Source organism: Erythrobacter ani (genome assembly GCF_019204025.1).
Taxonomy (GTDB): Bacteria; Pseudomonadota; Alphaproteobacteria; order Sphingomonadales; family Sphingomonadaceae; genus Erythrobacter; species Erythrobacter ani.
Window position 1 is genome coordinate 1160095 of record NZ_JAGSPB010000002.1, and the last position, 24073, is coordinate 1184167.

At 58.7% G+C, this 24073-nt stretch carries 22 protein-coding genes; 13 read left to right on the top strand and 9 right to left on the bottom strand.

Annotation, left to right across the window (positions count from 1 at the left end):
* Positions 1–36: 36 nt before the first annotated feature.
* Positions 37–501 (top strand): EF-hand domain-containing protein, encoded by a 465-nt coding sequence (locus tag KCG45_RS12625; RefSeq protein WP_218317546.1) that lies wholly within the window; start codon positions 37–39, stop codon positions 499–501.
* Between the two features lie 2 nt (positions 502–503).
* Here KCG45_RS12625 and trmFO read toward each other — a convergent pair whose 3' ends face one another.
* Positions 504–1889, bottom strand: a complete 1386-nt coding sequence (gene trmFO, locus KCG45_RS12630) for a methylenetetrahydrofolate--tRNA-(uracil(54)-C(5))-methyltransferase (FADH(2)-oxidizing) TrmFO (RefSeq protein ID WP_218317547.1) — start codon at positions 1887–1889, stop codon at positions 504–506.
* A 75-nt stretch (positions 1890–1964) separates the two neighbouring features.
* Between trmFO and KCG45_RS12635 the strand changes: the two genes are divergently transcribed.
* A complete protein-coding gene (locus tag KCG45_RS12635) occupies positions 1965–2615 on the top strand; it encodes a lysoplasmalogenase family protein (protein ID WP_218317548.1) in 651 nt (216 codons plus the stop codon).
* Positions 2616–2639: 24 nt separating this feature from the next.
* Here KCG45_RS12635 and gyrA read toward each other — a convergent pair whose 3' ends face one another.
* Entirely contained in the window at positions 2640–5396 is a 2757-nt protein-coding gene (gene gyrA, locus KCG45_RS12640) for a DNA gyrase subunit A (RefSeq protein ID WP_439648928.1), read from the bottom strand.
* Between the two features lie 371 nt (positions 5397–5767).
* On the opposite strand from gyrA, the gene KCG45_RS12645 reads away from it, so the two are divergent.
* Entirely contained in the window at positions 5768–7111 is a 1344-nt protein-coding gene (locus KCG45_RS12645; protein ID WP_218317550.1) for a tetratricopeptide repeat protein, read from the top strand.
* 82 nt (positions 7112–7193) lie between these two features.
* Here KCG45_RS12645 and KCG45_RS12650 read toward each other — a convergent pair whose 3' ends face one another.
* From KCG45_RS12650 to KCG45_RS12665, 4 genes are all read right to left on the bottom strand, one after another.
* Positions 7194–7913 carry an NYN domain-containing protein gene (locus KCG45_RS12650; protein WP_218317551.1) on the bottom strand — a complete coding sequence of 240 codons (720 nt, stop codon included), beginning with the start codon at positions 7911–7913 and terminating at the stop codon, positions 7194–7196.
* Between the two features lie 77 nt (positions 7914–7990).
* Positions 7991–8632 (bottom strand): carbonic anhydrase, encoded by a 642-nt coding sequence (locus KCG45_RS12655; protein ID WP_218317552.1) that lies wholly within the window; start codon positions 8630–8632, stop codon positions 7991–7993.
* A gap of 35 nt (positions 8633–8667) precedes the next feature.
* A complete protein-coding gene (locus KCG45_RS12660; protein ID WP_218317553.1) occupies positions 8668–8976 on the bottom strand; it encodes a P-II family nitrogen regulator in 309 nt (102 codons plus the stop codon).
* Positions 8973–10013, bottom strand: coding sequence for a sodium-dependent bicarbonate transport family permease (locus KCG45_RS12665; RefSeq protein ID WP_255548170.1), 1041 nt, complete (start codon positions 10011–10013; stop codon positions 8973–8975). Before KCG45_RS12665 ends, KCG45_RS12660 begins: the two co-directional genes overlap by 4 nt.
* 121 nt (positions 10014–10134) lie before the next feature.
* Here KCG45_RS12665 and KCG45_RS12670 point away from each other — a divergent pair, with 121 nt between their 5' ends.
* Genes KCG45_RS12670 through KCG45_RS12680 form a run of 3 tightly spaced genes read left to right on the top strand, consistent with a single transcriptional unit; the run spans position 10135 to position 12124 of the window.
* Positions 10135–10653 (top strand): hypothetical protein, encoded by a 519-nt coding sequence (locus tag KCG45_RS12670; RefSeq protein WP_218317554.1) that lies wholly within the window; start codon positions 10135–10137, stop codon positions 10651–10653.
* Positions 10654–10712: 59 nt separating this feature from the next.
* The gene (gene lipA / locus KCG45_RS12675; RefSeq protein WP_218317555.1) at positions 10713–11663 is read left to right on the top strand and encodes a lipoyl synthase; all 951 of its coding nucleotides are present in this window, start codon (positions 10713–10715) and stop codon (positions 11661–11663) included.
* Positions 11663–12124, top strand: coding sequence for a type II toxin-antitoxin system RatA family toxin (locus tag KCG45_RS12680; protein WP_218317556.1), 462 nt, complete (start codon positions 11663–11665; stop codon positions 12122–12124). The genes lipA and KCG45_RS12680 overlap by 1 nt, the downstream gene beginning before the upstream one ends.
* On the opposite strand, the gene KCG45_RS12685 is transcribed toward KCG45_RS12680, so the two are convergent.
* Together KCG45_RS12685 and KCG45_RS12690 are read right to left on the bottom strand one after the other, a co-directional pair.
* Entirely contained in the window at positions 12085–12609 is a 525-nt protein-coding gene (locus tag KCG45_RS12685) for a CinA family protein (RefSeq protein ID WP_218317557.1), read from the bottom strand. The genes KCG45_RS12680 and KCG45_RS12685 overlap by 40 nt on opposite strands.
* A 10-nt stretch (positions 12610–12619) precedes the next feature.
* A complete protein-coding gene (locus KCG45_RS12690) occupies positions 12620–13780 on the bottom strand; it encodes a bifunctional 2-C-methyl-D-erythritol 4-phosphate cytidylyltransferase/2-C-methyl-D-erythritol 2,4-cyclodiphosphate synthase (RefSeq protein WP_218317558.1) in 1161 nt (386 codons plus the stop codon).
* Between the two features lie 76 nt (positions 13781–13856).
* Between KCG45_RS12690 and dusB the strand changes: the two genes are divergently transcribed.
* From dusB to hflX, 7 genes are all read left to right on the top strand, one after another.
* Positions 13857–14873, top strand: coding sequence for a tRNA dihydrouridine synthase DusB (gene dusB, locus KCG45_RS12695; RefSeq protein ID WP_218317559.1), 1017 nt, complete (start codon positions 13857–13859; stop codon positions 14871–14873).
* 61 nt (positions 14874–14934) lie between these two features.
* On the top strand, positions 14935–16008 hold the full coding sequence (locus tag KCG45_RS12700; RefSeq protein ID WP_218317560.1) for a two-component system sensor histidine kinase NtrB: 1074 nt from the start codon (positions 14935–14937) through the stop codon (positions 16006–16008).
* Complete coding sequence (locus tag KCG45_RS12705; RefSeq protein ID WP_218317561.1) at positions 16008–17444, top strand: sigma-54-dependent transcriptional regulator; 1437 nt, start codon at positions 16008–16010, stop codon at positions 17442–17444. The genes KCG45_RS12700 and KCG45_RS12705 overlap by 1 nt, the downstream gene beginning before the upstream one ends.
* Positions 17445–17514: 70 nt before the next feature.
* Complete coding sequence (locus KCG45_RS12710) at positions 17515–19740, top strand: sensor histidine kinase (protein ID WP_218317562.1); 2226 nt, start codon at positions 17515–17517, stop codon at positions 19738–19740.
* A gap of 46 nt (positions 19741–19786) precedes the next feature.
* On the top strand, positions 19787–21175 hold the full coding sequence (ntrX, locus tag KCG45_RS12715; protein WP_218317563.1) for a nitrogen assimilation response regulator NtrX: 1389 nt from the start codon (positions 19787–19789) through the stop codon (positions 21173–21175).
* 161 nt (positions 21176–21336) lie between these two features.
* Entirely contained in the window at positions 21337–21933 is a 597-nt protein-coding gene (hfq, locus tag KCG45_RS12720) for an RNA chaperone Hfq (RefSeq protein WP_218317564.1), read from the top strand.
* Between the two features lie 17 nt (positions 21934–21950).
* On the top strand, positions 21951–23255 hold the full coding sequence (gene hflX, locus KCG45_RS12725) for a GTPase HflX (protein WP_218317565.1): 1305 nt from the start codon (positions 21951–21953) through the stop codon (positions 23253–23255).
* A 6-nt stretch (positions 23256–23261) separates the two neighbouring features.
* Here hflX and mazG read toward each other — a convergent pair whose 3' ends face one another.
* Entirely contained in the window at positions 23262–24044 is a 783-nt protein-coding gene (gene mazG / locus KCG45_RS12730) for a nucleoside triphosphate pyrophosphohydrolase (protein ID WP_218317690.1), read from the bottom strand.
* Between the last annotated feature and the right edge of the window lie 29 nt (positions 24045–24073).

Here is a 24073-nt window from a genome sequence, read left to right on the forward strand (position 1 = left end):
TGTTATCACTCGATAATCGAAAGAGCGGAGGGGTTTGTGCGCCAGACGATACTTGGTGTTTTTCTCGGACTGATATTTGCAGGGGTCGGGTTATTCTGGTGGCAAGGGACGGCCAAGGTCGAAGCGAACGCGCCGCCTCCGCCGATTGCCGAAGAACTCGGGCCATCGCCCGAAATCCTGCCGATCACCGATCCCGGCAAGATGGAGGGCCCTTCGCCGCCCGAAGCCAGCGAGCTGACCCGCGAAGAAAAGCGTTTCTTCCGCTACGACCGCAATCGTGATCGCAAGATTACCCGCAATGAGATGCTTTCCAGCAGGTCTGACGGGTTCCGTAAACTCGATACCGACGGCAACAATCTGCTGACTTTTGAGGAGTGGGCCGTGACCACCGTCACCCGCTTCGATGAAATGGATACGGATGGCGATGCGGAACTATCCCAGGGAGAGTTCGCTGCCAGCGCGCCAAAACCGAAACCGAAACGGCCTGGCTGCCGCTGTTGAGATCAGGCCGGAACCGTCTCGGCCGACCCAGCGAGCCAAATCTTCAGGTCGTCTTTTGCGCGCGAGGTGTACGCCTCCTTGCGCTCTTTTTTCTTCACGTCATGAAGAGGCGGGAACAATCCAAAATTGACGTTCATCGGCTGGAACGTCGCGGCGTCCGCATCGCCGGTAATGTGGCTCAGCAAAGCGCCGAGAGCGGTCGTGGCGGGCAGGGGCTTCCAATCTCGCCCTGCCAGCTGATCAGCGGCCATGATTCCGGCAACAAGCCCGATAGCCGCGCTTTCCACGTATCCCTCGCAACCGGTGACCTGTCCGGCAAAACGGATATGCGGCGCGGCTTTCAAGCGAAGCTGGCGGTCGAGCACCTGCGGCGAGTTGAGGAAAGTGTTCCGGTGCAGGCCGCCCAAGCGCGCAAATTCGGCATTCTCCAGACCCGGTATTGTGCGGAAAAGTTCGACCTGCGCGCCATACTTCATCTTGGTCTGAAACCCGACCATGTTCCACAGCGTACCAAGCTTGTTATCCTGGCGAAGCTGCACGACCGCATACGGCCAGCGGCCCTGTGGGTGTTCCTCATTCGTGTCGTACGGATTATCGAGCCCGACACCTTTCATCGGGCCATAGCGCAGGGTTTCGACGCCGCGCAATGCCATGACTTCGATCGGCATGCATCCGTCGAAATAGGGCGTGTCCTTTTCCCATTCCTTGAAATCGGTCTTCTCGGCGTCGATCAGACCTTGGTGAAATGCAAGGTACTGCTCTTTCGTCATCGGGCAATTGATGTAGTCGCCGTCCTCGTTTGACGCTTCGGTACGCTTGTTCCAACGCGACTGGATCCAGCATTTCGACATGTCGATGCTGTCGCGATGAATGATGGGTGCAATGGCATCGAAAAAGGCGAGCCGCTCTTCGCCCGTCGCGCCGACAATGCTTTGAGCGAGCGCCTGTGCCGTCAGAGGACCGGTTGCGACGATGGTCAGACCTGCACCGGGTAAGGCATCAACTCTCTCGCGTACGACGGTGATGTTGGGATGTTCCGACAGTGTTTTTTCGACCTCAGCGCTGAAGACGTCCCGGTCAACCGCCATCGCGCTGCCAGCGGGGACGCGGGCGGTTTCGCCGGCGCGCATTACGATGCTGTCGAGCTCGCGCATTTCGTGATGGAGCAGTCCGACCGCATTCTTTGTGTCGTCATCAGAACGAAACGAATTCGAGCAGACGAGTTCAGCCAGGCCATCCGTTTGATGAGCAGGCGTCATCTCTCCACTGCCCCGCATCTCGGAAAGGCGAACCTTCACACCGCGACGTGCAAGCTGCCAGGCAGCTTCGGATCCTGCGAGACCGCCACCGATGATGTGAACATCGTGGGTAGTTTTGGAGTTGCTCATGGAGCGCGAGGTAATTGCGTGGTAGCCGCACCGCAAGCCAAATTGGGCAAGTCATCAGGCAATGAGGGAAGTGGGATGTCCAAACGTGCATTGATCGAACACCGGCCCTGGCTGCTCGCCAGTGTGGTCGCTGCGTGCGCCTACTACTTCCTCTGGAACAACTCGATCGGCGAATTGTGGCTGTTTCTGTTGAAGGGTGCAGGGGTTGGGCTGCTCGCGGCCTATGCATTCAAACGGACAAAGGGCCTCGATGGCGGGATTCTGGTACTGGCGCTCGCTTTATCCGCCGCAGCTGACACCGTGCTGGAGCTGTCGTTCGAGGCGGGCGGGGTGCTTTTCTTTGCTTCGCATCTGACCGCGATCGTCCTTTACCTGCGCAATCGCCGGAAAAAGACCACCCCAAGCCAGAAACTGCTCGCGCTGAGCCTTTTCGTAGGGGTGCCCGCAATTTCATATGCACTCAGCGGCGATGCGATGATCGCGGTGTATGCCGCAGGACTTGGCGCGATGGCGGCAGCCGCGTGGATGAGCCGTTTCCCTCGCTATCGGGTGGGGCTGGGCGCTGTCTTGTTCGTCATCAGCGACTGGCTCATCTTCAGCCGATTGGGATCTCTCGATCTTGGCGTCTTGCCAGACATGTTGGTCTGGCCGCTCTATTATGCCGGCCAGCTGATGATCGCGACGGGGGTGGTACAGACATTGCGCGGCGAGCTCCCCGCGAGGTAGCAACGGGAAGCTCTGCGCCGGAATTTACTCTTCCTGTTCACCATCAATGTTCTTGTCCGAATGCGCGGTCGTGTCGGGCGTGGTTTCATCGCCGCCACCGCGCCGCTCGACCATTTCCTCGGCGATCAACTCTTCGGCCTCATTCTCGGGCTCTTCGGTTTCGTCGATCTTCACCGCACTAACGATGGTTTCGCCCTTGCCGACATCGAACAAGCGCACGCCTGCGGAGTTGCGTCCGATTACGCGTAGGCTCTCAAGACCGATACGGATCAGCTTGGCCTGATCGGTCACGAGCATCAATTGATCGCCAGTCGTGACCGGAAAGCTCGCGACGACCGGTCCGTTGCGGGCGATGTTGTCGATGTTGATAAGACCCTGACCACCGCGTCCGATGCGGCGATATTCGTATGCGCTGGAAACCTTGCCGTACCCGTTCGAGCAGACGGTGAGGATGAACTGTTCCTTCTCCTTGAGCGTTTCGTATCGCTCGGGGGCGAGGTCTGGCTCGCCTTCCTTCTCGCCCTTCCACGGCGCGAATTTGAGATATTGCTCACGTTCGTCCGGCGTGGTGCCGGTCGCGCCGAGAGTGGATAGCGAGACGACTTCATCTCCCTCGGCCAGCTTCATACCGCGGACGCCTGTCGATGTGCGAGATGTGAACTCTCGCACGTCTTCGGCTGCGAAACGGATCGCCTTGCCCTGACGCGATGCGAGCAGCACATCGTCGCCAGCCGCGACAAGACGAACACCAATGAGCTGATCGTCGCTGTCGTCGTCGAACTTCATCGCGAACTTGCCATTCGACGGGATGTTCGTGAAGGAGTCCATGCTGTTGCGACGGGTGTTGCCTTTCGCCGTGGCGAACACGACCGAGAGCGCGCCCCATTCGTCCTCATCTTCGGGCAGAGGAAGGACGGTTCGAATTGTCTCGCCATCATCGAGCGCGGGCAGCATGTTGACGATTGGCCGTCCGCGGGTGGTCGGGCCACCTTCTGGCAGCTTCCAGACTTTGATCCGGTAGACCTTACCTGCCGTCGAGAAGAACAGTACCGGATTGTGCGTCGAGGTGACGAACATTTCCGAAATTGCATCGGCGTCCTTCGTCGACATGCCAGCACGGCCTTTTCCGCCGCGATTCTGCGCGCGAAACGTCGAGAGCGGCGTCCGCTTGATATACCCATCGAGGGTCACGGTGACGACCATGTCGTCCCGTTCAATCAGGTCTTCATCTTCCAGGCCGTCCCACGCAGGTGCGATCTCCGACACACGCGGCGTTGCATAGGTGGCCTTGATTTCCTCAAGCTCGCCGCGCATCAGCCCATACAGCTTCACGCGGTCCCCTAGGATCGAGAGCAATTCCTCGATTTCCACTGCGAGCTCTTTCAGCTCATCACCGATCTCGTCGCGCCCGAGCGCGGTGAGCCGGTGGAGACGCAGTTCAAGGATGGCCTTCACCTGCCGTTCGGACAAGGTGTAGGTCCCGCCGGCTTCCTCGGCATTAGGCTCGATGGCTTCGACCAGCCTGATATATTGCGCGATATTGCCTATCGGCCATTGCTTCGCGAGCAGCTTGGCGCGGGCTTCGGCCGGATTGGATGCACCACGGATCATCGCGACTACTTCGTCGAGATTGGATACTGCAACCACCAGACCGAGCAAGAGATGCGCCCGTTCGCGCGCCTTGTTCAGCTCGAACTTGGTCCGGCGCGTGATGACCTCTTCGCGGAATGCGATAAAGCTTTGAATAATATCGCGCAGCGAAAGCGTCTCCGGGCGACCACCTCGAATGGCGAGCATGTTTGCCGGGAAGCTCGATTGTGCCGGGGTGTAGCGCCATATCTGGTTGAGCACGACTTCGGGCGAAGCATCGCGTTTCAGATCCACGACGACGCGTACGCCCTCGCGCGAGCTTTCGTCGCGGATGTCCGAAATGCCTTCGATCCGCTTTTCCTTGGCGGCATCGGCGATCTTTTCGACGAGGCCGGACTTGCCCACTTGGAACGGGATAGAGGTCAAGACGATCGACTGGCGATCTCCGCGCTTCTCCTCGATCTTGTGACGGCACCGCATCAGGATCGATCCGCGCCCGGTGGTATAGGCGGCTTTCGCACCGCTCGACCCCAGGATCAGCGGGGCGGTCGGGAAATCTGGACCCGGGATAATCTCGAACAATTGTTCGGTGGTGATCGCAGGATCTTCGATAAATGCGAGACAGCCATCGATCACCTCGCCAAGATTATGCGGGGGTACATTGGTCGCCATGCCGACCGCAATGCCGCCTGCGCCATTGACCAGCAGATTAGGGAAGCGCGCCGGGAGAACCGTCGGCTCCTGCCTGCTATTATCGTAGTTTTCGGCGAAATCGACCGTATCTTTGTCGAGATCCTCCAGCAGCGTGTTCGCGACGCGGGCAAGACGGGCTTCGGTATAACGCATGGACGCGGGCGGATCCGGGTCCATCGAACCGAAGTTCCCCTGACCATCGATCAGCGGCACCCGCAGCGACCAATCTTGCGTCATCCGCGCAAGAGCATCGTAAATCGCGGAATCGCCGTGCGGGTGATAGTTACCCATCACGTCGCCGACGATCTTCGCACTCTTGCGGTAAGGACGACCGGCAACAAAGCCGCCTTCCTGACTGGCGTAGAGAATACGGCGGTGCACCGGTTTCAGCCCGTCGCGGACATCGGGCAGGGCGCGAGCCACGATCACGCTCATCGCGTAATCGAGGTAGCTGGTCTTCATCTCGTCGACGATGTCGATGCGTTCGTAATCGCCCATCGGGGATGGATTCGGGGTGTCGATAATATCGTTATCGTCGCTCAAGGTGCGGGCCGTTTCTGATTGTCATTTGGATTAAAACCCAATGTAGGGTTTTGGATCGCAAACCGCCACGCGCGATGCGGAACAAACGGCGCACAAAGCGATCTTTTCCACATTTGCCGCCGATAATCGTTGAAGCGATAGCAATACCGGAACCAGCAGGCGCTCGATCCGTTTTCAGAAAACCATTCAAAGGCCGTTCAGCCCGGTTCACCTAGGCGGAATTGCAAATCTGTGCGCAGACGTTCAAAGCGCATGAGGCTTTAATCTGACCGCGAACCGTAGAGTGAAACAGGCGCGGCAAAAAAATACCGCAGGAGACATTTCGAATGACACTTTTCAACGTGCGCAAGCGTAGCTCGAATCTCGCCTTGGCCATCGCCTTGGCAACCGGCTCCGCCGTTATCGCCACCGCTGTCTATCCCGCTGAAGCGCAGGCACAGCGCAAGAAGAAAGATAAGGAAGGCGACGGGGGCGGTTACTCAGATGAGTTTCGCGCTGCCTACCAACCTTTGAACGAAGCTCTTCAGGCCGAGGGTGCCGATGTCGCTCCGTACAAATCACAGCTCGAGGGGCTCGTTCCGCTCTCGAACACGAATGACGAGAAGATCGCCGCAGGCGGCCTGATCTTCAATTCGGGCATCAAGCTGAGCGATCGCCCGCTCCAGCTTCAAGGTATGGAATTGATGCTCGCGAGCGGTAAGGTGCCCGCAGAGCAGGTAGGACGCTATAACTTCATCGCGTACCAGCTTTCCAACGCGATGGAAGATTTTGGCAAAGCCCGGACCTATCTGCAGGGCGCGATCGATAACAACTTCGCGACCGCCGACATCTCCGACGCCGATTTGCAGATCGCCATGGCTGAGAACTTTTTCGCAGCCGGGCAAAATGTCGAGGGGCTAAGCTTCCTCGAACAAGCGATCGCTGCACGAGCCGGTCAGGGCCTCGACGTGCCAGAACAATGGTATCGCCGCGGTTTGACTGTCGCTTACAATGAAGAGATCGTTCCGCAGGTCTATGATTTTGCGACCCTTTGGATTGCAGAGTTCCCGTCTTCGGACAATTGGCGCGATGCGATCAACCTGACACGTAACCTGAATTCCTATGAAGCTCCGCAGATGCTCGATCTGCTGCGTCTGTCGCGAACTGTCGACGCACTCAAGGATAAGCAGGACTATATCTACTACGTGGAGTCAGCCGATCCCCGGCGCCTTCCCAAGGAAGTGAAGGATGTGATCGAGGAAGCTTATTCGGCCGACGCTGTGAGCCGTGACGATATCTTCGTCGCTGACGCTCTCACGACAGCCAATGGCCGTATCGCTACCGATCGCGCCGATTTGCCGGCGTTGGAAACCGACGCGGATGCGGCGGGCGCACAGTTGCGGACGGTAACAGCCGCAGCCGACGCGTTCTACAGCTATGGCGAATATGCCAAAGCGGCCAAGTTTTATGAGAAAGCACTGACAATGCCGGGGGTCGACAACGGCGAAGCGCTGACGAGGCTTGGCATGGCTCAGGTTGGTCTGGGTCAATACGATGCGGCTCGCACGACGCTTGCAAAGGTCGAAGGTCTCCGCGCTCCGATTGCGCAGCTGTGGATTGCGTATGCCGATCAAATGAGCGCGCCGAGCGCGACTGCCAGCATCGGCGAGGTAGCCGACGCTACGAACTAATCCAGGCCACTTCTTGAAAAAATCAGGGGCATTGAGATCAAATCTCGGTGCCCCTTTTTCATATCACCAATGCGGCAGCGGGTTAATGTAACCGCTTCACATAGACCTGGTTGTCATCTCGGCGTTCGAGCTTGAAATTTTCAAGTGAACCAAAGAGTTCAGAGAGACTCTTGAATCCATAATTGCGGACATCGAAGCTTGAACGGTTACCGGCGATCTGTCCGACCTGTTGGAGTTTCGCATAACCCGCATCGTCGCGCTTCGCCTCGCGGTAGGCGGCAAGCACGAGATCGTTGAGATCGACCATTTCCGCTTTCGATCCGCGTTTCGTATTCGGTTTTCCGTTATCGTCCGAAGTCGTGGCAATCAGTTCGTCGATGTACAGAAACCGGGTGCAGACCGCCTGAAAGGCAGGCGGAGTCTTCTTCTCGCCAAAGCCATAAACCAGAATCCCGTCCTGTCTGAGGCGCGTAACGAGCGGCGTGAAATCACTGTCCGAGGTCATAATGCCGAAGCCGTCAACCTTGCCCTGATAAAGCAGGTCGATTGCGTCGATCGTCATCGCCATGTCGGTCGCATTCTTGCCTTTCGACACGTCGAATTGCTGCTGCGGACGGATACCGAACTTGTTCGTGATCTTGTCCCATCGAGAAAGATTGTCCTTGGCAAAATTTCCATAAGCACGGCGAATGTTCACCTGGCCCAGCTCGGCCATGACCGTCAGCACGGGGTCGATACCCTGCGGTGACGTGTTGTCAGCGTCGATAAGAAGGGCGATGTTTTTGAGTTCGGTTGTCGACATCGAAGCTCAATGAAGCTCTAGTCTCGCGTTTGCAAGGCGCGCAGCACCTGGATCACGCCAAGCCTCAGGATCGCCGCTCAATCTTCGGGCAGGAACTCGCCGGTTTCCTCATCAAGCGAATACAGCACGCCTTCCTTGATCGAGAAATGCGCGCCGCGCAGTTTCAATTCGCCGACGGCTTCCTTCTCCAGCACCCACGGGAAGGTCCGCAGGTTGGAAAGGCTCTGGCGGATCGCGGCGAACTCCATCGCCAGCTCGGCCTTTCGGCCGGAGGTCCCATGCTTGCGCGCGACAGGCTCCCGCGCCTCACTCAGCAACTCGATCCAGTTCGCGATAAAGCCGCCTTCGCCGGGATTTTTCTCAAGGAAACTGCCGGTCAGCGCTGCCTTGCAGCCACCGCAGCGGCCATGGCCCATGACCAGGATCTGCCTCACCTCGAGCATTTGTACGGCAAATTCGACAGCCGCAGAAACGCCGTGCAGCCCTGGCTTCTGCTCAAAGGGAGGCACCAGCGCGGCGACATTTCGCACGACGAAGATTTCGCCAGGATCGACGTCAAAAATCTGGGCCGGATCGACACGGCTATCCGAACACCCGATTATCATCAGCTTGGGATGCTGTCCTTCGGCAATCGTTTCTTCGAAGCGCGCTCTTTGACGCGGATAGGTCTCTTCGCGAAAGCGGCGATAACCTTTAAGCAGCTCAGCAAATTCCGGCATCTGGTTTCCCCTCCTGTCGGTGAGCGCGCCTGATGCTAGAAGCGCTCTCCCCGGATTACCTCAACGTTCCACATGCTGAGAATAAAGCCGTACTTGGTAAGCATGGGAGCAAGATCTTCGGCAAGAGCCAAGGCCTTGCCTTCCGCAGCAATTGTCAGGATCAGCACTTTGTCTGTTCCCATAACGCGTTCCTCGCGCCATGGACCTTCGCGGCCTTTGCCGCTCGTAACCGGCACGATCGTCCAGCCTGTGATGCCGGCTTTATCAATGGCGGAAGTAACCCGCTTTTGCAGCTGTGTGTCGGCGAGGATCTCGATCCGTTTGCGAATAACAGTTTCGATCATGGCGCGATCCCTCCATTGCCTGTCAGATAAGCTGCGAACGCGCTGATTATGCCAATATTGATGAGCACGTTGAACGGGAAAGTGATGCTCAGCGACATCGTCAGATAGATGCCAGGATCGGCCTCGGGCAGCGCCAGACGCATTGCCGCGGGCACTGCGATATAACTGGCGCTAGCGCACAGCACTCCGAGCGCAGCGGCAGAGCCGGCGTCGAGGCCGATACCTACCCCGAGTGCGGTTCCGACAACGCCGTTCACCAGCGGCAGAAAAATCGCGATCGCGGTGAGGCGCCAGGTAATCGAACGCGAATCCATCACCCTGCGCGCCGCAATCAGTCCCATATCCAGCAGGAAGATGCACAGCACGCCTTTGAAACCTGCCTCGAAGAACGGGCTGACCGGCGCGAAGCCTTCGGCTCCGCCGATCATGCCGATGGCGAATGCGCCGAGCAGCAGGACGATTGAAGAATTGGTGAAAACTTCATGGAACATCTCGCCAGTGCTCTGGCTTCCCTCATCCTTGCTGCCCAGCCCACGGGCGAGCAACAGACCGGATAGGATTGCAGGCGCTTCCATCGCCGCCATAACAGCAACCATGTAACCACCCGGCTCACGCGCTTGGCCCGTGAGGATTTCAACCGCGGTCACGAAGGTGACGACACTGATGGAGCCGTAGTGTGCAGCAACCGCTCCCGAATTGATGCGGTCGAGCTTTCCGAAAGTCTTGAGGACGGCGTAGGCAAAGAAAGGCAGCAGAAATCCTGCAAGGATACCTGCACCCAATGCCGACATGACCGTCGCGTCGATGCCCGACTTGGCTACTGCGACGCCGCCTTTAATGCCGATGGCTGCCATAAGATAAAGAGACATCGCTTTCGCAATCGACTCGGGGATGGCGAGATCGGACCTGGCAAAGGCTGCAAGCAATCCAAGGACAAAAAACAGCACGACAGGCGAAGTGAAAGTCTGGATCGCAGTTTCGAACAAGGCTGTCCCCTTAGCAAACCCGGCGTAGATCGCACTCAGATACGACCGCATCCGGACGCGGCCTTTAAACGGAGCTTACCGGTCCTCGTCAACAATTGAGAGTATTTCCGGGGTTCATTTCTCGTTCAAACAAGCGGACGCTTTTGTATCCTGTTGAAAAGGGGAGCTTTACATGAACTATCGGTCGCTTGCAGTTTTGAGTTTCGTCAGTGTCGCGCTTTCGGGATGCGCGCAGAAGCAATTCGTGAAAGGGCACGGCCTGGCCCCCTCTGAAACAGTTTACATTGTTACGGCCCCGACAGGCGCGACCGCGAGCACGAATTACGGACAAAGTTGTACAACGCCCTGCTACTTGCCGCTCCTGCGCGCCAAAGGCGGTGAGGTGACGGTCGCGATGGATGGCCATCATACCGAACGATTCACCGTAACGAGCAGCGTATCCGATGCACGGATCGCACGGCGAGCGGCCTCAAACGCCGTCGAGGCGATTGATCCGGATCCGGTCAGCATCCTTCTGACTGCCGCAGCCCAGCTCGCGGATGGTAAGGGTGGGGTAATGTCGCTCGACGAGCGCGATTTCGTGATCGAGATGCGGCCTTTGGAAGACGGTGAGGAAGATCTGCTTGCCCCAGCCGAGCCCATCACCGGGGAACGCATTCCCATCGATATTTCCGAGACTGCCACCGAATAGACCCTGCAGACTAGCAGATCGGCTTGCGGCGAAGGCTGAGGCCGCCTAAATGATCGCGGATGAACGATCTCGCGAACTCGCCGAAGCCCGAAAACGGACGTCCGCCGCGGCAACGTAAACCGGACTGGATCCGCGTGCGTGCGCCTGTAAGCGAGGGGTATCACGAGACGCGCCGATTGATGCGCGAGCTCAATCTGAACACTGTTTGCGAAGAGGCGGCGTGCCCTAATATCGGTGAGTGCTGGACCCAAAAGCACGCGACCGTGATGATCCTTGGCGACGTGTGCACGAGGGCCTGCGCCTTCTGCAATGTGAAGACCGGGATGCCCCGCGCCGTCGATCCGATGGAGCCGGAAAACACCGCAATTGCGGCGGCCAAGATGGGGCTGAAGCACATCGTCATCACGAGCGTCGACCGTGATGATCTGCCCGACGGCGGGGCAGGGCAATTCGTAAAGGTGATCGAGGCGCTGCGCCGCAACACCCCCGATACGACGATCGAAATTCTCACACCCGATTTCCGAGGCAAGATGCGTGCCGCAGTCGAGGCGATCTGCGCAGCCGGGCCCGATGTTTACAACCACAACCTTGAAACCGTGCCCCGTCTTTATCCTACGATCCGGCCGGGAGCGCGCTACTATGCGTCGCTACGCCTGCTTGAAGAGGTCAAGGCGCACAATCCTCTGATCTTCACGAAGTCCGGCATCATGCTGGGCCTTGGCGAACAGCGGCTCGAAGTACACCAGGTGATGGATGACATGCGCAGCGCAGAGGTCGATTTCATCACGATGGGCCAGTACCTCCAGCCCACGCCGAAGCACGCGGCGGTTGAGGAGTTCGTCACCCCGAAAGCCTTCAATGCCTACGGTTCCATCGCGCGCGCAAAAGGCTTCCTTCAGGTTGCATCAAGCCCGCTCACCCGGTCAAGCTACCATGCGGGTGACGACTTCGCCGTCATGAAGGCTGCGCGCGAAGAGAAACACCGCAAGAGGGATCGCCTGGACCCCTGATGGTAGGTATTCGAGAAACTCGGCGGCTGCCCTACAGCGCCACGCAGATGTTCGATCTGGTGGCAGATGTTAAGCGATATAACGAGTTCCTTCCTTGGGTCATCGCGACCCGTGTGCGCTCGGATAGCGAAACCGAAATGGTCGCCGACATGGTCGTCGGGTTCAAGTCGATCCGGGAAAAGTTCACATCGCGGGTTTCGAAAGATCGTCCTCGCGAAATCGACGTACACTATGTCGACGGGCCGCTTTCGGACCTAGACAACATCTGGACCTTCCGTCCGGTCGATGAAAGCACGTGCGAGATCGATTTTTTCGTCGATTTCGAATTCAAGAACCGCGTGTTCCAGGCGCTCGCCGGACAATATTTCGAACGGGCCTTCCGCAAAATGGTCGCTGCTTTCGAACAGCGCGCGCACGAACTTTACGGCAGCAGCAGCTCGAGTGCACAGAGCGTCGCCTGACGCCGAATTGACGCGCGCTCGCTCAGCCCATTTACTGCATCGCCCTGTCCGTCGAAATGTTTGAGTTCGCCCTCGGGCTCGCCATCCTGATTGCGATAGGCCCGCGCGAAAACGACCGTTCCCACCGGCTTCAACTGCGTTCCGCCGCCCGGTCCGGCAACGCCGCTGATCGCTACTGCGACGTCGGCGTTGGAGTTTCTCAACGCCCCGGTCGCCATCGCCCAGACGCACGCGATCGAAACAGCACCGAAGGTTTCGATGATGTCCTGCGACACGCCAAGCGACTCCATCTTGGCCTCGTTGGAATAGGTTACGAAGCCGCGGTCGAGCACGGATGAGGAGCCGGCTATTTCGGTGATCGCGGCAGCGACCAGCCCGCCGGTGCAGCTTTCAGCCAAGGCAATCTTGCGGCCTGCGGCCTCGTTTTCGGCGACGACGCGCGCCGCCAGCTCGTCAATATCGTCGGGGAGGAGTTGTTTGGTCATGGTGATCCCTTCAGCCGAGCTTGCACAGCCCGACTATGGCCTGCGCAGCTATACCTTCGGCGCGCCCGGTAAAGCCGAGCCTTTCGGTTGTGGTTGCTTTTATACTTACGGCGTCTTCTGCCAGGCCCGTCAGGCGTGCGACTTCAGTGCGCATTGCGGGCCGATGCGGTCCGATCTTGGGCGCTTCGCAGATAATGGTGACGTCCAGATTGCCAAGCGTATATCCTGCATCATTGGCAAGCTTCACGGCATGCTCGAGAAACTGGCCCGACGCGGCACCCGACCATTGCGGATCGCTCGGCGGAAAATGCGTTCCGATATCGCCCGCGCCGATCGCCCCTAGCACCGCATCGGTGATGGCGTGCAGCGCGACATCGGCATCGGAGTGTCCGGCCAATCCCATGTCATATTCGAGCTTGATCCCGCACAGCCACAATTCTTCACCAGCCTGCAGGCGGTGCACATCGTAACCCTGTCCAACGCGGAATTGGGCAACCGTCCTGCCGTCAGCAAAATCCTGTGCAAAGGTCATCTTCTTCAGCCTCTCGTCACCTTGCACGAGAGCGACCGAACCCCCGCCTGCCATAAGAACCTGCGCATCGTCGCCGGCATCGAGCGCTCCCGTCCATGATCGGTGCGCTGCAACGATATCGGCATAACGGAACGCCTGAGGGGTCTGGACCCGGCGCAAGATCTCGCGGTCGGCTTTGCCCGTCATTGTACTGTTGCTGTCTGAAACCGCGAGGCTGTCCACTACGGGAAGGGCGGGAATTGCTCCGGCATGTGTTTCGAGTGCTGCAAGCAACCGCTCGATCACTGCCATTGGCAAATCGGGTCGCGCCGCATCGTGGATCAGCACGCGCTCAGGCTTTTTCTCTCCGATTCGCTCAAGTCCTGCGCGGACCGATTCCTGCCGGGTGACGCCGCCGTCTACGGTCACCGCATTCGCCGGCTCACCCGCCGCAGCGAGCGCCTCCGCATGCAATCCAGGCGGCGCGACGATGACGATCGAACCGCATCCAGCGGCGTTGAGCGCATCGACGGAGTGCATGACAACGGGCTTTCCCCGCCATTTGCGAAATTGTTTCGGTGTATCGCCCCCGGCTCGCAAACCCTTTCCAGCAGCGACGATGATCGCGGAAAATGCGGGAAGGGGGGTCTCACTGGCCATTGCGGCCCCGCGCTTAGGGTCTGGACGCCCAATGCGCAATCCACTATGCGCTGCCCATAATTTAGGCACTGATGAAATGACTGCGCTCCCCATTCCTCCGGCGATCAAGCCGATCCATATCGGCCCGGTCGAGATCGCGGAGCCCGTTCTGCTCGCGCCCATGACCGGCGTGACCGATATGCCGTTCCGCACGCTTGTCCGGCGCTATGGCTCCGGTCTGAATGTGACCGAGATGGTCGCTAGCGAAGCGGCCATCCGTGAGACACGCCAATCCATCCAGAAAACGGCCTGGGACCAGATCGAAGAGCCGGTATCCATGCAGCTTGTCGGCTGCGACCCCGGCAGCATGGCGGAAGCTGCCAAGCTGCAGGAGGGAAACGGCGCCGCGATCATAGACATCAACTTCGGCTGCCCGGTGCGCAAAGTGGTTGGCCAGTTCGCCGGCTCTGCACTTATGCGGGAAGTTCCGCTTGCGACGAAACTGATGGAAGCGACGGTCAAGGCCGTCGACGTGCCGGTGACGGTGAAGATGCGGATGGGCTGGGATCATTCGAGCCTGAATGCCCCCGAAATGGCGCGTATCGCCGAGGATCTCGGCGTCAAGATGATTACGGTTCACGGCCGCACCCGCAACCAGATGTATAAAGGCAGCGCCGACTGGTCTTTCATCCGGAAGGTAAAGGACGCCGTTTCGATCCCGGTGATCGTAAACGGTGATATTTGCACGATCGACGACGCGGCAAAAGCGCTCGAACAATCGGGGGCAGACGGTTTGATGATTGGTCGCGGCGCCTACGGTAAACCCTGGTTGCTGGGCCAAGTCATGCACTGGTGGCGCACAGGTGAGACGATAGCCACACCCAGTTTCGACGAGCAATACCGCGTACTCATCGAACATTATAACCGGATGCTCGATCATTACGGGCGCGATGTCGGTACCAAGATCGCTCGCAAACATCTCGGTTGGTATACCAAGGGTATGCATGGTTCGGCTGAGTTTAGGAACAAGGCGAATTTCATCGATGATCCCGATGAAGTGCTCGGCGAGATCGCGCGCTTTTACGAACCGTTCCTGCATCGCCGGGCCGCTTGAAGTGGCTTCAGACGAGGTCGCGAATGGGCCGGCTGCGAACATTTCAAACGTGCACGCACACATGATGGAAAAGCCATCAGCTGATGCGCAAATCGGGGGACTGATCTTTGCGATGGTTCTGATCGACCCCGACGGCTGCATTGCAGAAGCAAATCATGCTGCGGAAAATCTCCTCGGCCAGAGCTCTAAACGCCTGACCGGACGAAGTGTTTCGGAGGTTCTCACCGGCTTAGAAGAGCGGGTGGTGCAAAAGCTCTCGGTTAACGATGCGGCGTTGGTCGCACGCGACATTCGGATCGAGGCGAGAGATGCGGAAACGCGGGTTAACCTGACCGTTTCTCCGCTTGGCGGCTTTCCTGGGTGGAGGGTTGTTACCATCTCGGAGGTCTCCCACGAAGACACCGCGAGAGAGGCAGAACTCAGCGCGACCATCGGCGCGCCTTCGATCCTCGCGCACGAGATCAAGAACCCGCTCTCGGCCATTCGCGGGGCAGGGCAGCTCGTTGCGCGAAAGCTTCCCCAGAAAGACAAGAAGCTAGCCCGGATGATCACCGACGAAGTCGATCGGATCGCGCGGCTAATCGACCGGATGCAACAATTGGGCAGCACTCAGACCGAGCCCGTAGCACCGGTCAATCCCCACGAAGCCATCCGGAGCGCGATCGCAACGGTACGCGCCGCCGGAGCGAGGCAGGTCGAGATCCTTGAGGAGTTTGATCCCTCTCTTCCCCCGGTTCTGGCCAATCGCGACGCGCTGGAGCAAGTTATCATCAACCTCATTTCGAATGCGCGCGATGCAGCTGCTGGCGCCGAGGATACCCCACAAATTACAGTGCAGACCCGGTTTGTCAGCGGGCTAGCGTTCAGCGCAATCCGTCTCGGCCGGGCGGTGAGATTGCCGATCGAGATTACCGTCACGGACAACGGCGGCGGTATCGATAAGGCTTTGCGCGATCATGTGTTTGAACCGTTTGTCTCTTCGAAGAAGTCAGGACAGGGCTTGGGGCTTGCTCTGGTCAGAAAACTGGTGAGGGACATGAATGGCAGCGTTAGCCACGAACGGGATGTTCGGGCAGGGCGGACCCATTTCCGCCTCCACCTTCCGCAGGCTTCGCACACCGAGAGGAAGTCCTGATGCGTCGAGCCAGCGGTGGAAACGTGCTGCTCGTTGAGGACGACTCCGCAATCGCGACAGTCATCACTGCCGCATTGGAGGATGAAGGTTTCCGGATCGAGCATTGTACCAGTATTGCCGCGCGTGATGGGTGGCTGCGAGGGCATCCGTTCGACGTAATGTTGACCGACGTCATGCTCGAAGATGGCGACGGATTGGCCAGCCTCGACAGGGTTCGCAAAGCCGCGCCGAACATGCCTGTGATTGTGCTTTCGGCGCAGAACACGCTCGATACGGCTGTCAGGGCGAGTGACAGTGACGCGTTTGAATACTTTCCAAAGCCGTTCGATCTCGACGAGCTGGTTCAGGCAGTGCAGCAGGCATGCGGCGAGACTGCAAGCGGCGCGAGCATGCCCGATCATCCCGAAGACGACGGGATGCCGCTGGTCGGCCGCAGCCAGGCGATGCAGAGTGTATACCGGATGATTACGCGGGTCCTGCGGAACGATCTCACCGTCTTGGTCACTGGAGAAAGCGGGACGGGGAAAGAGCTGGTGGCCGAAGCGATCCATCAGCTCGGGAGCCGCCGGTCGGGACCCTTTGTGGCTGTAAACACCGCAGCCATTCCTGGCGATCTCATCGAAAGTGAATTGTTCGGCCACGAAAAAGGCGCGTTTACTGGTGCGGTTGCCCAGGCCATCGGGAAGTTCGAGCAGGCTAATGGCGGAACGCTGTTTCTTGACGAAATCGGTGACATGCCGGCGGAGGCCCAGACCAGGCTTCTCCGCGCGCTCCAATCGGGCCGGATCAGGCGGGTCGGAGGGCGGCAGGAAATCGCGGTCGACGTCCGCATCGTTGCCGCGACCAATCGCGACCTCATCCCCATGATCTCCGCGGGTACCTTCCGGGAAGATCTATATTACCGGCTCAATGTCGTTCCCATCGAGCTGCCGCCACTTCGCGACCGCAGGGAAGACATTGACGTGCTGTGCCAGCACTTCCTGTCGCAAGCGGTCGAAGAAGGGCTGCCGCGCCGCCAGTTATCCAGCGACGCTCTCGAATTGCTCAGGGCGCGCAATTGGCGCGGCAATGTTCGGGAGTTGCGCAACGTGGTCTACCGGCTCGTCCTAATGGCCAGGGATGATGTGATCGATCCCAGCAGTCTCTCGGACATCTTGGGCAATGAGCAGCTCCCTATCGGTCAGGGAGAGGATCGATCGGAAAGCGGAATCGCGCAAGCGCTCGACGTGTGGCTCGACGCGGAGAATCCTCCAGCGGGTGCGGTTTATGCGCAAGCCATCGCCGCCTTTGAAAAGCCGCTCATCGAGCATGCACTGGGTCGCACGAGCGGCAATCAGCTTCGCGCGGCGAAATTGCTCGGCATCAATCGGAACACGCTGAGGAAGAGGATTGGTGAACTCGGGATCGAACCTGATCGCTTCGCACGACCGCTTTAACGCACAATCCGGGTCTAACTAACGAATACCTCTTGCATAATTGCAACACTCGCGTTGTAACTCAGCAACGATGGCCAGTACCGCGTCACCATCCCAGTCCCAATCACCGCGACAGTTACCCCGGTGGTGGAGGCAGTTTGTCGTGTCGTCGCGGCGCGCCAATGTTTACCGTCTGTTCGAAGTTCTGGCAGTGGCCTCGCTGATCATGGCCATCATCGCCAATTACTTCGCCTATTCGGGCGATGCGCAGCAGGGCGAGCTCGCCTCACCGATGGAAGTGACCTTGTTGCTGATGTCGGTTCTGGTCCCGGCGATGGGGCTTCTCATTCTAAGCGGTCGCCGGCTCGCACTCAAAAGGGCGGCCGGCAGCACTGCCAGGCTTCACGTACGTCTTGTCTTCTTCTTCTCGATGGTTGCCGCCGTCCCGACCTTGTTGGTGTCGGGATTTGCGGCGTTCCTGTTCCAGACCGGGGTCGATTTTTGGTATTCGGATGAATCTCGCGGATTGATGGAAAACGCCAACGAACTGGCGCAAAGCTATTACGACGCGAACCAGCGTGACGTGCAAGATGAAACCATCACTATGGCGAGCGACATGCGCGTGATTCTTGAACGGGTGCCGATCACCGAGCAGGACTTTGCCGATTTTTACGCGTTTCAGGCGCAGTCACGGGACATCTCCGAAAGCGTTATCCTGCAGCGCCTCGCAGACGGCAGCCTTCGTACCGCCGCGACATACGAACTGCTCGCAGACAATCGCCCGATCGAGTTCAGTGAAGAGGTCCTGCCCCAACTGGATGACGGGGAATTTGTGGTCGTGCGAGGCAGCCCGGATCGGATCGCTGCGCTCGCCGCGATCGACCGCGATAGCGGGATCTATCTCTACAATGCGCGAAATACTGAGGCGACCATGTTCAATTCATGGACGCGCGCACAGGCGGTCGCATCGGCTTACGAAACTCTGACCGATGAATCGAGTACCCTGCAGTTACGGTTCAACGCGGCGCTTGTCGTGGTGAGCCTGTTGTTGGTTTGCATTGCAGTTTGGTTTGCCCTTCGATTTGCCGACCGGCAGGTAGAACCGCTCACCGATTTGGTCGGGGCGGCGCGGAAAGTCGGGCAAGGCAACTTCGCTCTCAGGGTAGAGGGCAGGACGGGAGCCGATGAGATCGGTCTCCTGAACCGCGCGTTCAACCGGATGACCGCGCAGTTGGAGAAACAAACCGAAGCGCTTGTGAGCGCGAACCGCCAGATCGACGACCGCAGGGCGTTCATGGAGGCTGTGCTCGAATCGGTCAGCGCTGGTGTCATTTCGGTCGATGAAAACAGCAACGTCATGCTCATGAACGAATCTGCGCAGGTGTTGCTCGGAGAGGAAGGAGCAGACGATCTCGTTGGCCAGTCGCTTGACACACTCTCTCCCGAAATATGCCAGATGGTTCAAGCGGGACAGCAACGCGCCATTGTCAGCCATGCCAAGGGGAGCGAATTTCTCACGCTTGCGGTCAAAGTCGCACCGGGAAGCCGCGGGCATGTGATCACGTTTGAAGATATCACGCGGCAATTGCTCGATCAGAGGCAAGCTGCCTGGTCCGATGTCGCCCGCCGCATTGCACACGAAATCAAGAACCCGCTTACACCGATCCAACTCGCGACCGAGCGGCTGAAGCGACGTTATCGCAAGCAGGTCGAAGAGGCCGATGGAGAACTGTTTGATGAGCTGACCAGCACCATCGTTCGCCAGGTCGGTGACTTGCGCAAGATGGTGGATGAATTTTCGTCGTTCGCGCGGCTGCCGAAACCGGTTTTCCGCGCAGAGGATGCGGTCGATCTGGTGCGGCAAGCGGTATTTCTCCAGGAGGTCGCACATCCCGGTATCGAATTCAGCGTATCGGCGGGCCAGCTCGACCAGCGGAGTATCAGCTGCGACCGGCACCAGATGGGTCAGGCGATGACCAACGTTCTCAAGAATGCGGTCGAGGCGATCGAGGCACGCGCTGCTGAAGCTGACGATGTATACGCTGGACAGATATCGGTCGTCATTACCGGCGACGACGAAATGATCGCTGTTCAGGTCGAGGACAATGGTATCGGCCTGCCGCAGGACCGCGACCGCCTGACCGAACCCTATATGACCACGCGCGAGAAAGGTACCGGTCTTGGCCTGGCCATCGTCAACAAGATCGTCGATGAGCATGGCGGCGAGATGAGCTTCGCCAGCACAGACACAGGCGGTTCGCGCGTCACTTTGCAATTCGCCCGCGATCCTCAAGTTTCAGCCGGAGAGCTCGCATGAAGCGTCGCCGGCCCCCCTCAGCCTCAAGACCCCTAAGGAGCCTCGCATGGCGCTCGAAATCCTGATTGTCGACGATGAACGCGATATCCGCGATCTTGTTGCCGGAGTTCTGGGAGACGAAGGCTACGAGTGCCGCACTGCAGCGGAAAGCACGAGCGCGCTCGCCGCCATCGACGAGCGCCGCCCCAGTCTCGTCCTGCTCGATGTCTGGCTGCATGGCAGCGAGATGGACGGGCTGGAGCTTCTCGATGCGATCAAGACGCGGGAACCGGATCTGCCGGTCATTATCTTCTCTGGTCACGGGAATATCGACACCGCGGTTTCAGCCGTGAGCCGCGGCGCGATGGACTTTATCGAGAAACCTTTCGAAGCGGAAAGGCTGTTGCTGCTCGTCGAGCGCGCAACCGAAACCGAGCGGCTGCGGCGCGAGAACAATCGTCTCCGGGACAGCAGCTGGAGCGAAGCCGAATTCACCGGCAATTCCTCTGCGATCAACGCAGTCCGTGCGACCCTGAAACGGGTTGCCAATACGGGCAGCCGCGTTTTGATTTCAGGGCCTGCGGGTGCGGGCAAGGAAGTGGCAGCGCGCTTGCTCCATACCTGGAGCGGCCGGTCTGAAGCCGCGTTCGTGCTTGTCAATTCAGCCCGGATCACGCCCGAGAGGTTCGAACAGGAATTGTTCGGGGAAGAGGCTGACGGCAAGCAGGTCCGGCCAGGGCTGCTGGAGCTGGCGGATGGGGGCACGCTCTATCTCGATGAGGTGGCGGACATGCCCCTCTCGACGCAGGCGCGCATTCTCCGTGTGCTCACGGAGCAAAGCTTTGTGCGCGTCGGCGGAACACGCCAGATCGGAGTGGATGTCAGGGTGGTGTCGTCCACGACCCGCGATCTGGCGGTTGAAATGGAGGAAAATCGTTTCCGCGAAGACCTGTTCTATCGCCTCAATGTCGTGCCCGTCGCGATTCCTTCATTGAGCGAGCGACGCGACGATATCCCGGCATTGGCGGAACACTTTTTCACACGGTATTCGAATGATCAAGGTCTGACTCCTCCCAGGATTTCCGAAGAAGCGATGGCCGCTCTGCAGGCCTATGATTGGCCTGGCAATGTCCGCCAACTGCGCAACGTTATCGAGCGGACCATCATCATGACCCCGCGCGATCGTCTCACCGAGGTTGAAACCGATATGCTACCCGCCGAGGTCACCGGCGGGCGCCTCGCTGCGTCGGGGCAAGGCTTTTCGGCCATGATGGGTGTTCCTCTGCGCGAGGCGCGGGAAAGTTTCGAGCGCGAGTACCTCACGATCCAGATCAGGCGGTTCTCGGGGAATATCTCGAAAACCGCTACCTTTATCGGCATGGAGCGTTCTGCGCTCCACCGCAAACTTAAGCTGCTCGGCATGGCAGAACGACGGGAAAATGCGCGTAAAGAATAGCGCTTTCTTTACACCGCTTGATGGCACAGAAAATTGAAGTGTTGCCGCCCGCTGGAATATTCCCCATTATAAGAAAAAAGACATTCAAGCAGGAGGGTTGCTGGCATTTGCCTTTTCTGCGGACCGTAAAAGCGGCCGCCAATAAAACAGGAGCATGAAACATGTCGAATGGACGGACTCTCTCTCCACGTCCAGTATCAAGCACTGAAGACACTGCCACGCCTACCCGTCAGGGTGGCAGGCAAACAGGCGGTAACGGGGCCGGGCAGGGCAACCTGCAGGACGCATTCCTTAATTTGCTGCGCAAGAACAAGACGCCGGTGACGATGTTTCTCGTCAAGGGCGTGAAGCTTCAGGGCATCGTGACGTGGTTCGACAATTTTTCGATCCTGCTCCGCCGCGACGGACAGTCACAGCTTGTCTACAAGCATGCCATTTCCACAATTATGCCAGGCCAATCGCTCGACGCAGAGCAGTTTCAGACGCGTGCGGGGAACAAGAAGCAGCGGTTGCTGCAGGATGTTTTCCTAAACCGTGTCAGTGAGAGCAACGTTCAGGTCACGATGTTCCTTGTAAACGGGGTCATGTTGCAGGGACGCCTCGCGGCGTATGACCTGTTCTGCATGCTGCTCGAACGAGACGGCGCGGTGCAACTCGCATACAAACATGCGGTCTCGACAATCCAGCCTGCCAGTCCTGTCGATCTGAGTGATGACGATGACGCCGATTTTGGCGATGAATATGGGGCAGGCGACTGAGTTTCGATGACGATCTGATGGACGAGGTGACCCGCGGTGCGCGGGCCCTTGTGCTGTGTCCGGACATCCGCAGCCTGCGTTATGACCTCGATGCGCCTGAGCGCCTAGCAGAGGCGCAGGGACTTGCCCTCGCGATCGGCGTGGTGATCGGCCATTCCGAGATCCTGCCGATCAGGCAGATGCAGCCGAACACACTTTTCGGGTCTGGGCAGGTCCAGAACATCGCCGCGTGGTGTGAGCAATACGAATGCGAGCTGGTCATCGTCGATGGCGCGCTGTCTCCGATCCAGCAGCGTAATCTCGAAGAAAAGCTCAAGCGCAAGGTCATCGATCGAACCGGCCTCATCCTCGAGATCTTTGGCGAGAGGGCAGCCACAGCCGAAGGCCGGCTACAGGTCGAGCTGGCACATCTCGACTACCAGCAAAGCCGGCTCGTGCGCAGCTGGACCCATCTCGAGCGGCAGCGCGGCGGCTTTGGCTTCCTCGGCGGTCCGGGTGAGACACAGATCGAGGCCGACCGGCGCATGATCCGTCAACGGATGAGCAGGCTCAGACGAGAACTTGAACAAGTCCGCAAGACCCGCACCTTACACCGTGAACGGCGGGGAAGGGCACCTTGGCCGGTTATCGCGTTGGTCGGATATACCAATGCCGGGAAATCGACGCTGTTCAACCTGCTGACTGGCGCTGAAGTCATGGCGGAGGACCTGCTGTTTGCGACGCTCGACCCGACCATGCGCGCGATAAGCCTGCCCGGCGTGGAAAAGGCGATCCTTTCCGACACGGTTGGCTTTATTTCCGATCTTCCAACCCAGCTGGTCGCCGCTTTTCGTGCAACGCTCGAAGAAGTGACGGGAGCTGATATCATTTGCCATGTGCGGGATATGGCGAACCCCGCGAACGCGGCTCAGAAAAAGCAGGTGATGGAAGTCCTGGCCGATCTCGATGTCGTCGATCCCGACACCGGTGAAAGCGAGATTCCTATTCTGGAGGTATGGAACAAGGTCGACCTTCTCGGCTCTGAGGAGCGCGCCGAATTACAGGAGCTGGCAAGCGCTCAAGGCGCAGCGGTCATCTCTGCACTTAGCGGCGCCGGCATCGATGCACTCAATGCCAAAATCGCTGAAATGCTGACAAAAAAGGCCACGGAAGTAACAGTGACAATTCCGGTAAGCGACGGGCGCCGCATGGCGTGGCTGCATGCTCACGGCGATGTCATAGAAGATGCTGATGCAGGGGAGGGAGAGCGCGGCCCGCTTCGGCGTTTGACCGTCCGCCTCAATCCAAAGGAATTGGGTCAGTATACAACGATAGCCGATTGAATTCGTTTACGTTTCCGCTTGCTTCACCGCCTGCCACAGACGTTCTTGGGCGGCTAGATCTAGCTCGGGAAAGGTTCCGTTCGCCATATCCTCCATCGCACGAAAACGGCGCTCAAACTTCGCATTGGCAGCGCGCAACGCATCTTCGGCGCTAACACCGTGGGCGCGCACGTAGTTGACTACTGCGAACAGAAGATCGCCCGCTTCCTCGATCCTGTCGTGATCTGAGGTCGCAGCTTTAATTTCTTCTATTTCTTCGGTAATCTTTGATTCTGAGCCTGATGGATCGGGCCAGTCGAAGCCCGTCCGTGCCGCACGTTTTTGCAACTTTTGAGCGCGCATCAATGCCGGGAGGGCTAATGCAACACCGTCTAGCGCGCTAGTCGCGCCTCTCTCGGCACGTTCGGCTTCCTTGAGTGCTTCCCAGCGCGTGTCTTCCATCTGTCCGCCTTCGTCGCCAAAGATATGCGGATGCCTGCTTTGCATCTTGTCGCTAATCGATCGTGCAACATCGTCGAATGCAAACGCACCGGCTTCCTCGGCCATGCGGGCGTGAAAGATGACCTGAAGCAACAGATCGCCAAGCTCATCCTTCAGGTCGTGCATATCGCCGCGCTCGATTGCATCGGCAACTTCGTAAGCTTCTTCAATGGTATAAGGGGCAATACTTGAGAAGTCCTGCGCCAGATCCCATTCGCATCCACGTGCCGGATCGCGCAGGCGTGCCATGATATCCTGCAATCGACGGATTTGTTCGGTTTCCGGGTTGCTAGGGGAGCCGTATCGCATGCCTTGCCTTAAGAATGATAATATATATT

Excerpts from the sequence above, each read along its gene's own strand:
- trmFO (WP_218317547.1), bottom strand. The coding sequence starts at position 1,889 with ATGAGCAACTCCAAAACTACCCACGATGTTCACATCATCGGTGGCGGT.
- KCG45_RS12635 (WP_218317548.1), top strand. The coding sequence starts at position 1,965 with ATGTCCAAACGTGCATTGATCGAACACCGGCCCTGGCTGCTCGCCAGT.
- gyrA (WP_439648928.1), bottom strand. The coding sequence starts at position 5,396 with ATGGGCGATTACGAACGCATCGACATCGTCGACGAGATGAAGACCAGC.
- KCG45_RS12645 (WP_218317550.1), top strand. The coding sequence starts at position 5,768 with ATGACACTTTTCAACGTGCGCAAGCGTAGCTCGAATCTCGCCTTGGCC.
- KCG45_RS12650 (WP_218317551.1), bottom strand. The coding sequence starts at position 7,913 with ATGTCGACAACCGAACTCAAAAACATCGCCCTTCTTATCGACGCTGAC.
- KCG45_RS12655 (WP_218317552.1), bottom strand. The coding sequence starts at position 8,632 with ATGCCGGAATTTGCTGAGCTGCTTAAAGGTTATCGCCGCTTTCGCGAA.
- KCG45_RS12660 (WP_218317553.1), bottom strand. The coding sequence starts at position 8,976 with ATGATCGAAACTGTTATTCGCAAACGGATCGAGATCCTCGCCGACACA.
- KCG45_RS12665 (WP_255548170.1), bottom strand. The coding sequence starts at position 10,013 with ATGCGGTCGTATCTGAGTGCGATCTACGCCGGGTTTGCTAAGGGGACA.
- KCG45_RS12670 (WP_218317554.1), top strand. The coding sequence starts at position 10,135 with ATGAACTATCGGTCGCTTGCAGTTTTGAGTTTCGTCAGTGTCGCGCTT.
- lipA (WP_218317555.1), top strand. The coding sequence starts at position 10,713 with ATGAACGATCTCGCGAACTCGCCGAAGCCCGAAAACGGACGTCCGCCG.
- KCG45_RS12680 (WP_218317556.1), top strand. The coding sequence starts at position 11,663 with ATGGTAGGTATTCGAGAAACTCGGCGGCTGCCCTACAGCGCCACGCAG.
- KCG45_RS12685 (WP_218317557.1), bottom strand. The coding sequence starts at position 12,609 with ATGACCAAACAACTCCTCCCCGACGATATTGACGAGCTGGCGGCGCGC.
- KCG45_RS12690 (WP_218317558.1), bottom strand. The coding sequence starts at position 13,780 with ATGGCCAGTGAGACCCCCCTTCCCGCATTTTCCGCGATCATCGTCGCT.
- dusB (WP_218317559.1), top strand. The coding sequence starts at position 13,857 with ATGACTGCGCTCCCCATTCCTCCGGCGATCAAGCCGATCCATATCGGC.
- KCG45_RS12700 (WP_218317560.1), top strand. The coding sequence starts at position 14,935 with ATGATGGAAAAGCCATCAGCTGATGCGCAAATCGGGGGACTGATCTTT.
- KCG45_RS12705 (WP_218317561.1), top strand. The coding sequence starts at position 16,008 with ATGCGTCGAGCCAGCGGTGGAAACGTGCTGCTCGTTGAGGACGACTCC.
- KCG45_RS12710 (WP_218317562.1), top strand. The coding sequence starts at position 17,515 with ATGGCCAGTACCGCGTCACCATCCCAGTCCCAATCACCGCGACAGTTA.
- ntrX (WP_218317563.1), top strand. The coding sequence starts at position 19,787 with ATGGCGCTCGAAATCCTGATTGTCGACGATGAACGCGATATCCGCGAT.
- hfq (WP_218317564.1), top strand. The coding sequence starts at position 21,337 with ATGTCGAATGGACGGACTCTCTCTCCACGTCCAGTATCAAGCACTGAA.
- hflX (WP_218317565.1), top strand. The coding sequence starts at position 21,951 with ATGGACGAGGTGACCCGCGGTGCGCGGGCCCTTGTGCTGTGTCCGGAC.
- mazG (WP_218317690.1), bottom strand. The coding sequence starts at position 24,044 with ATGCGATACGGCTCCCCTAGCAACCCGGAAACCGAACAAATCCGTCGA.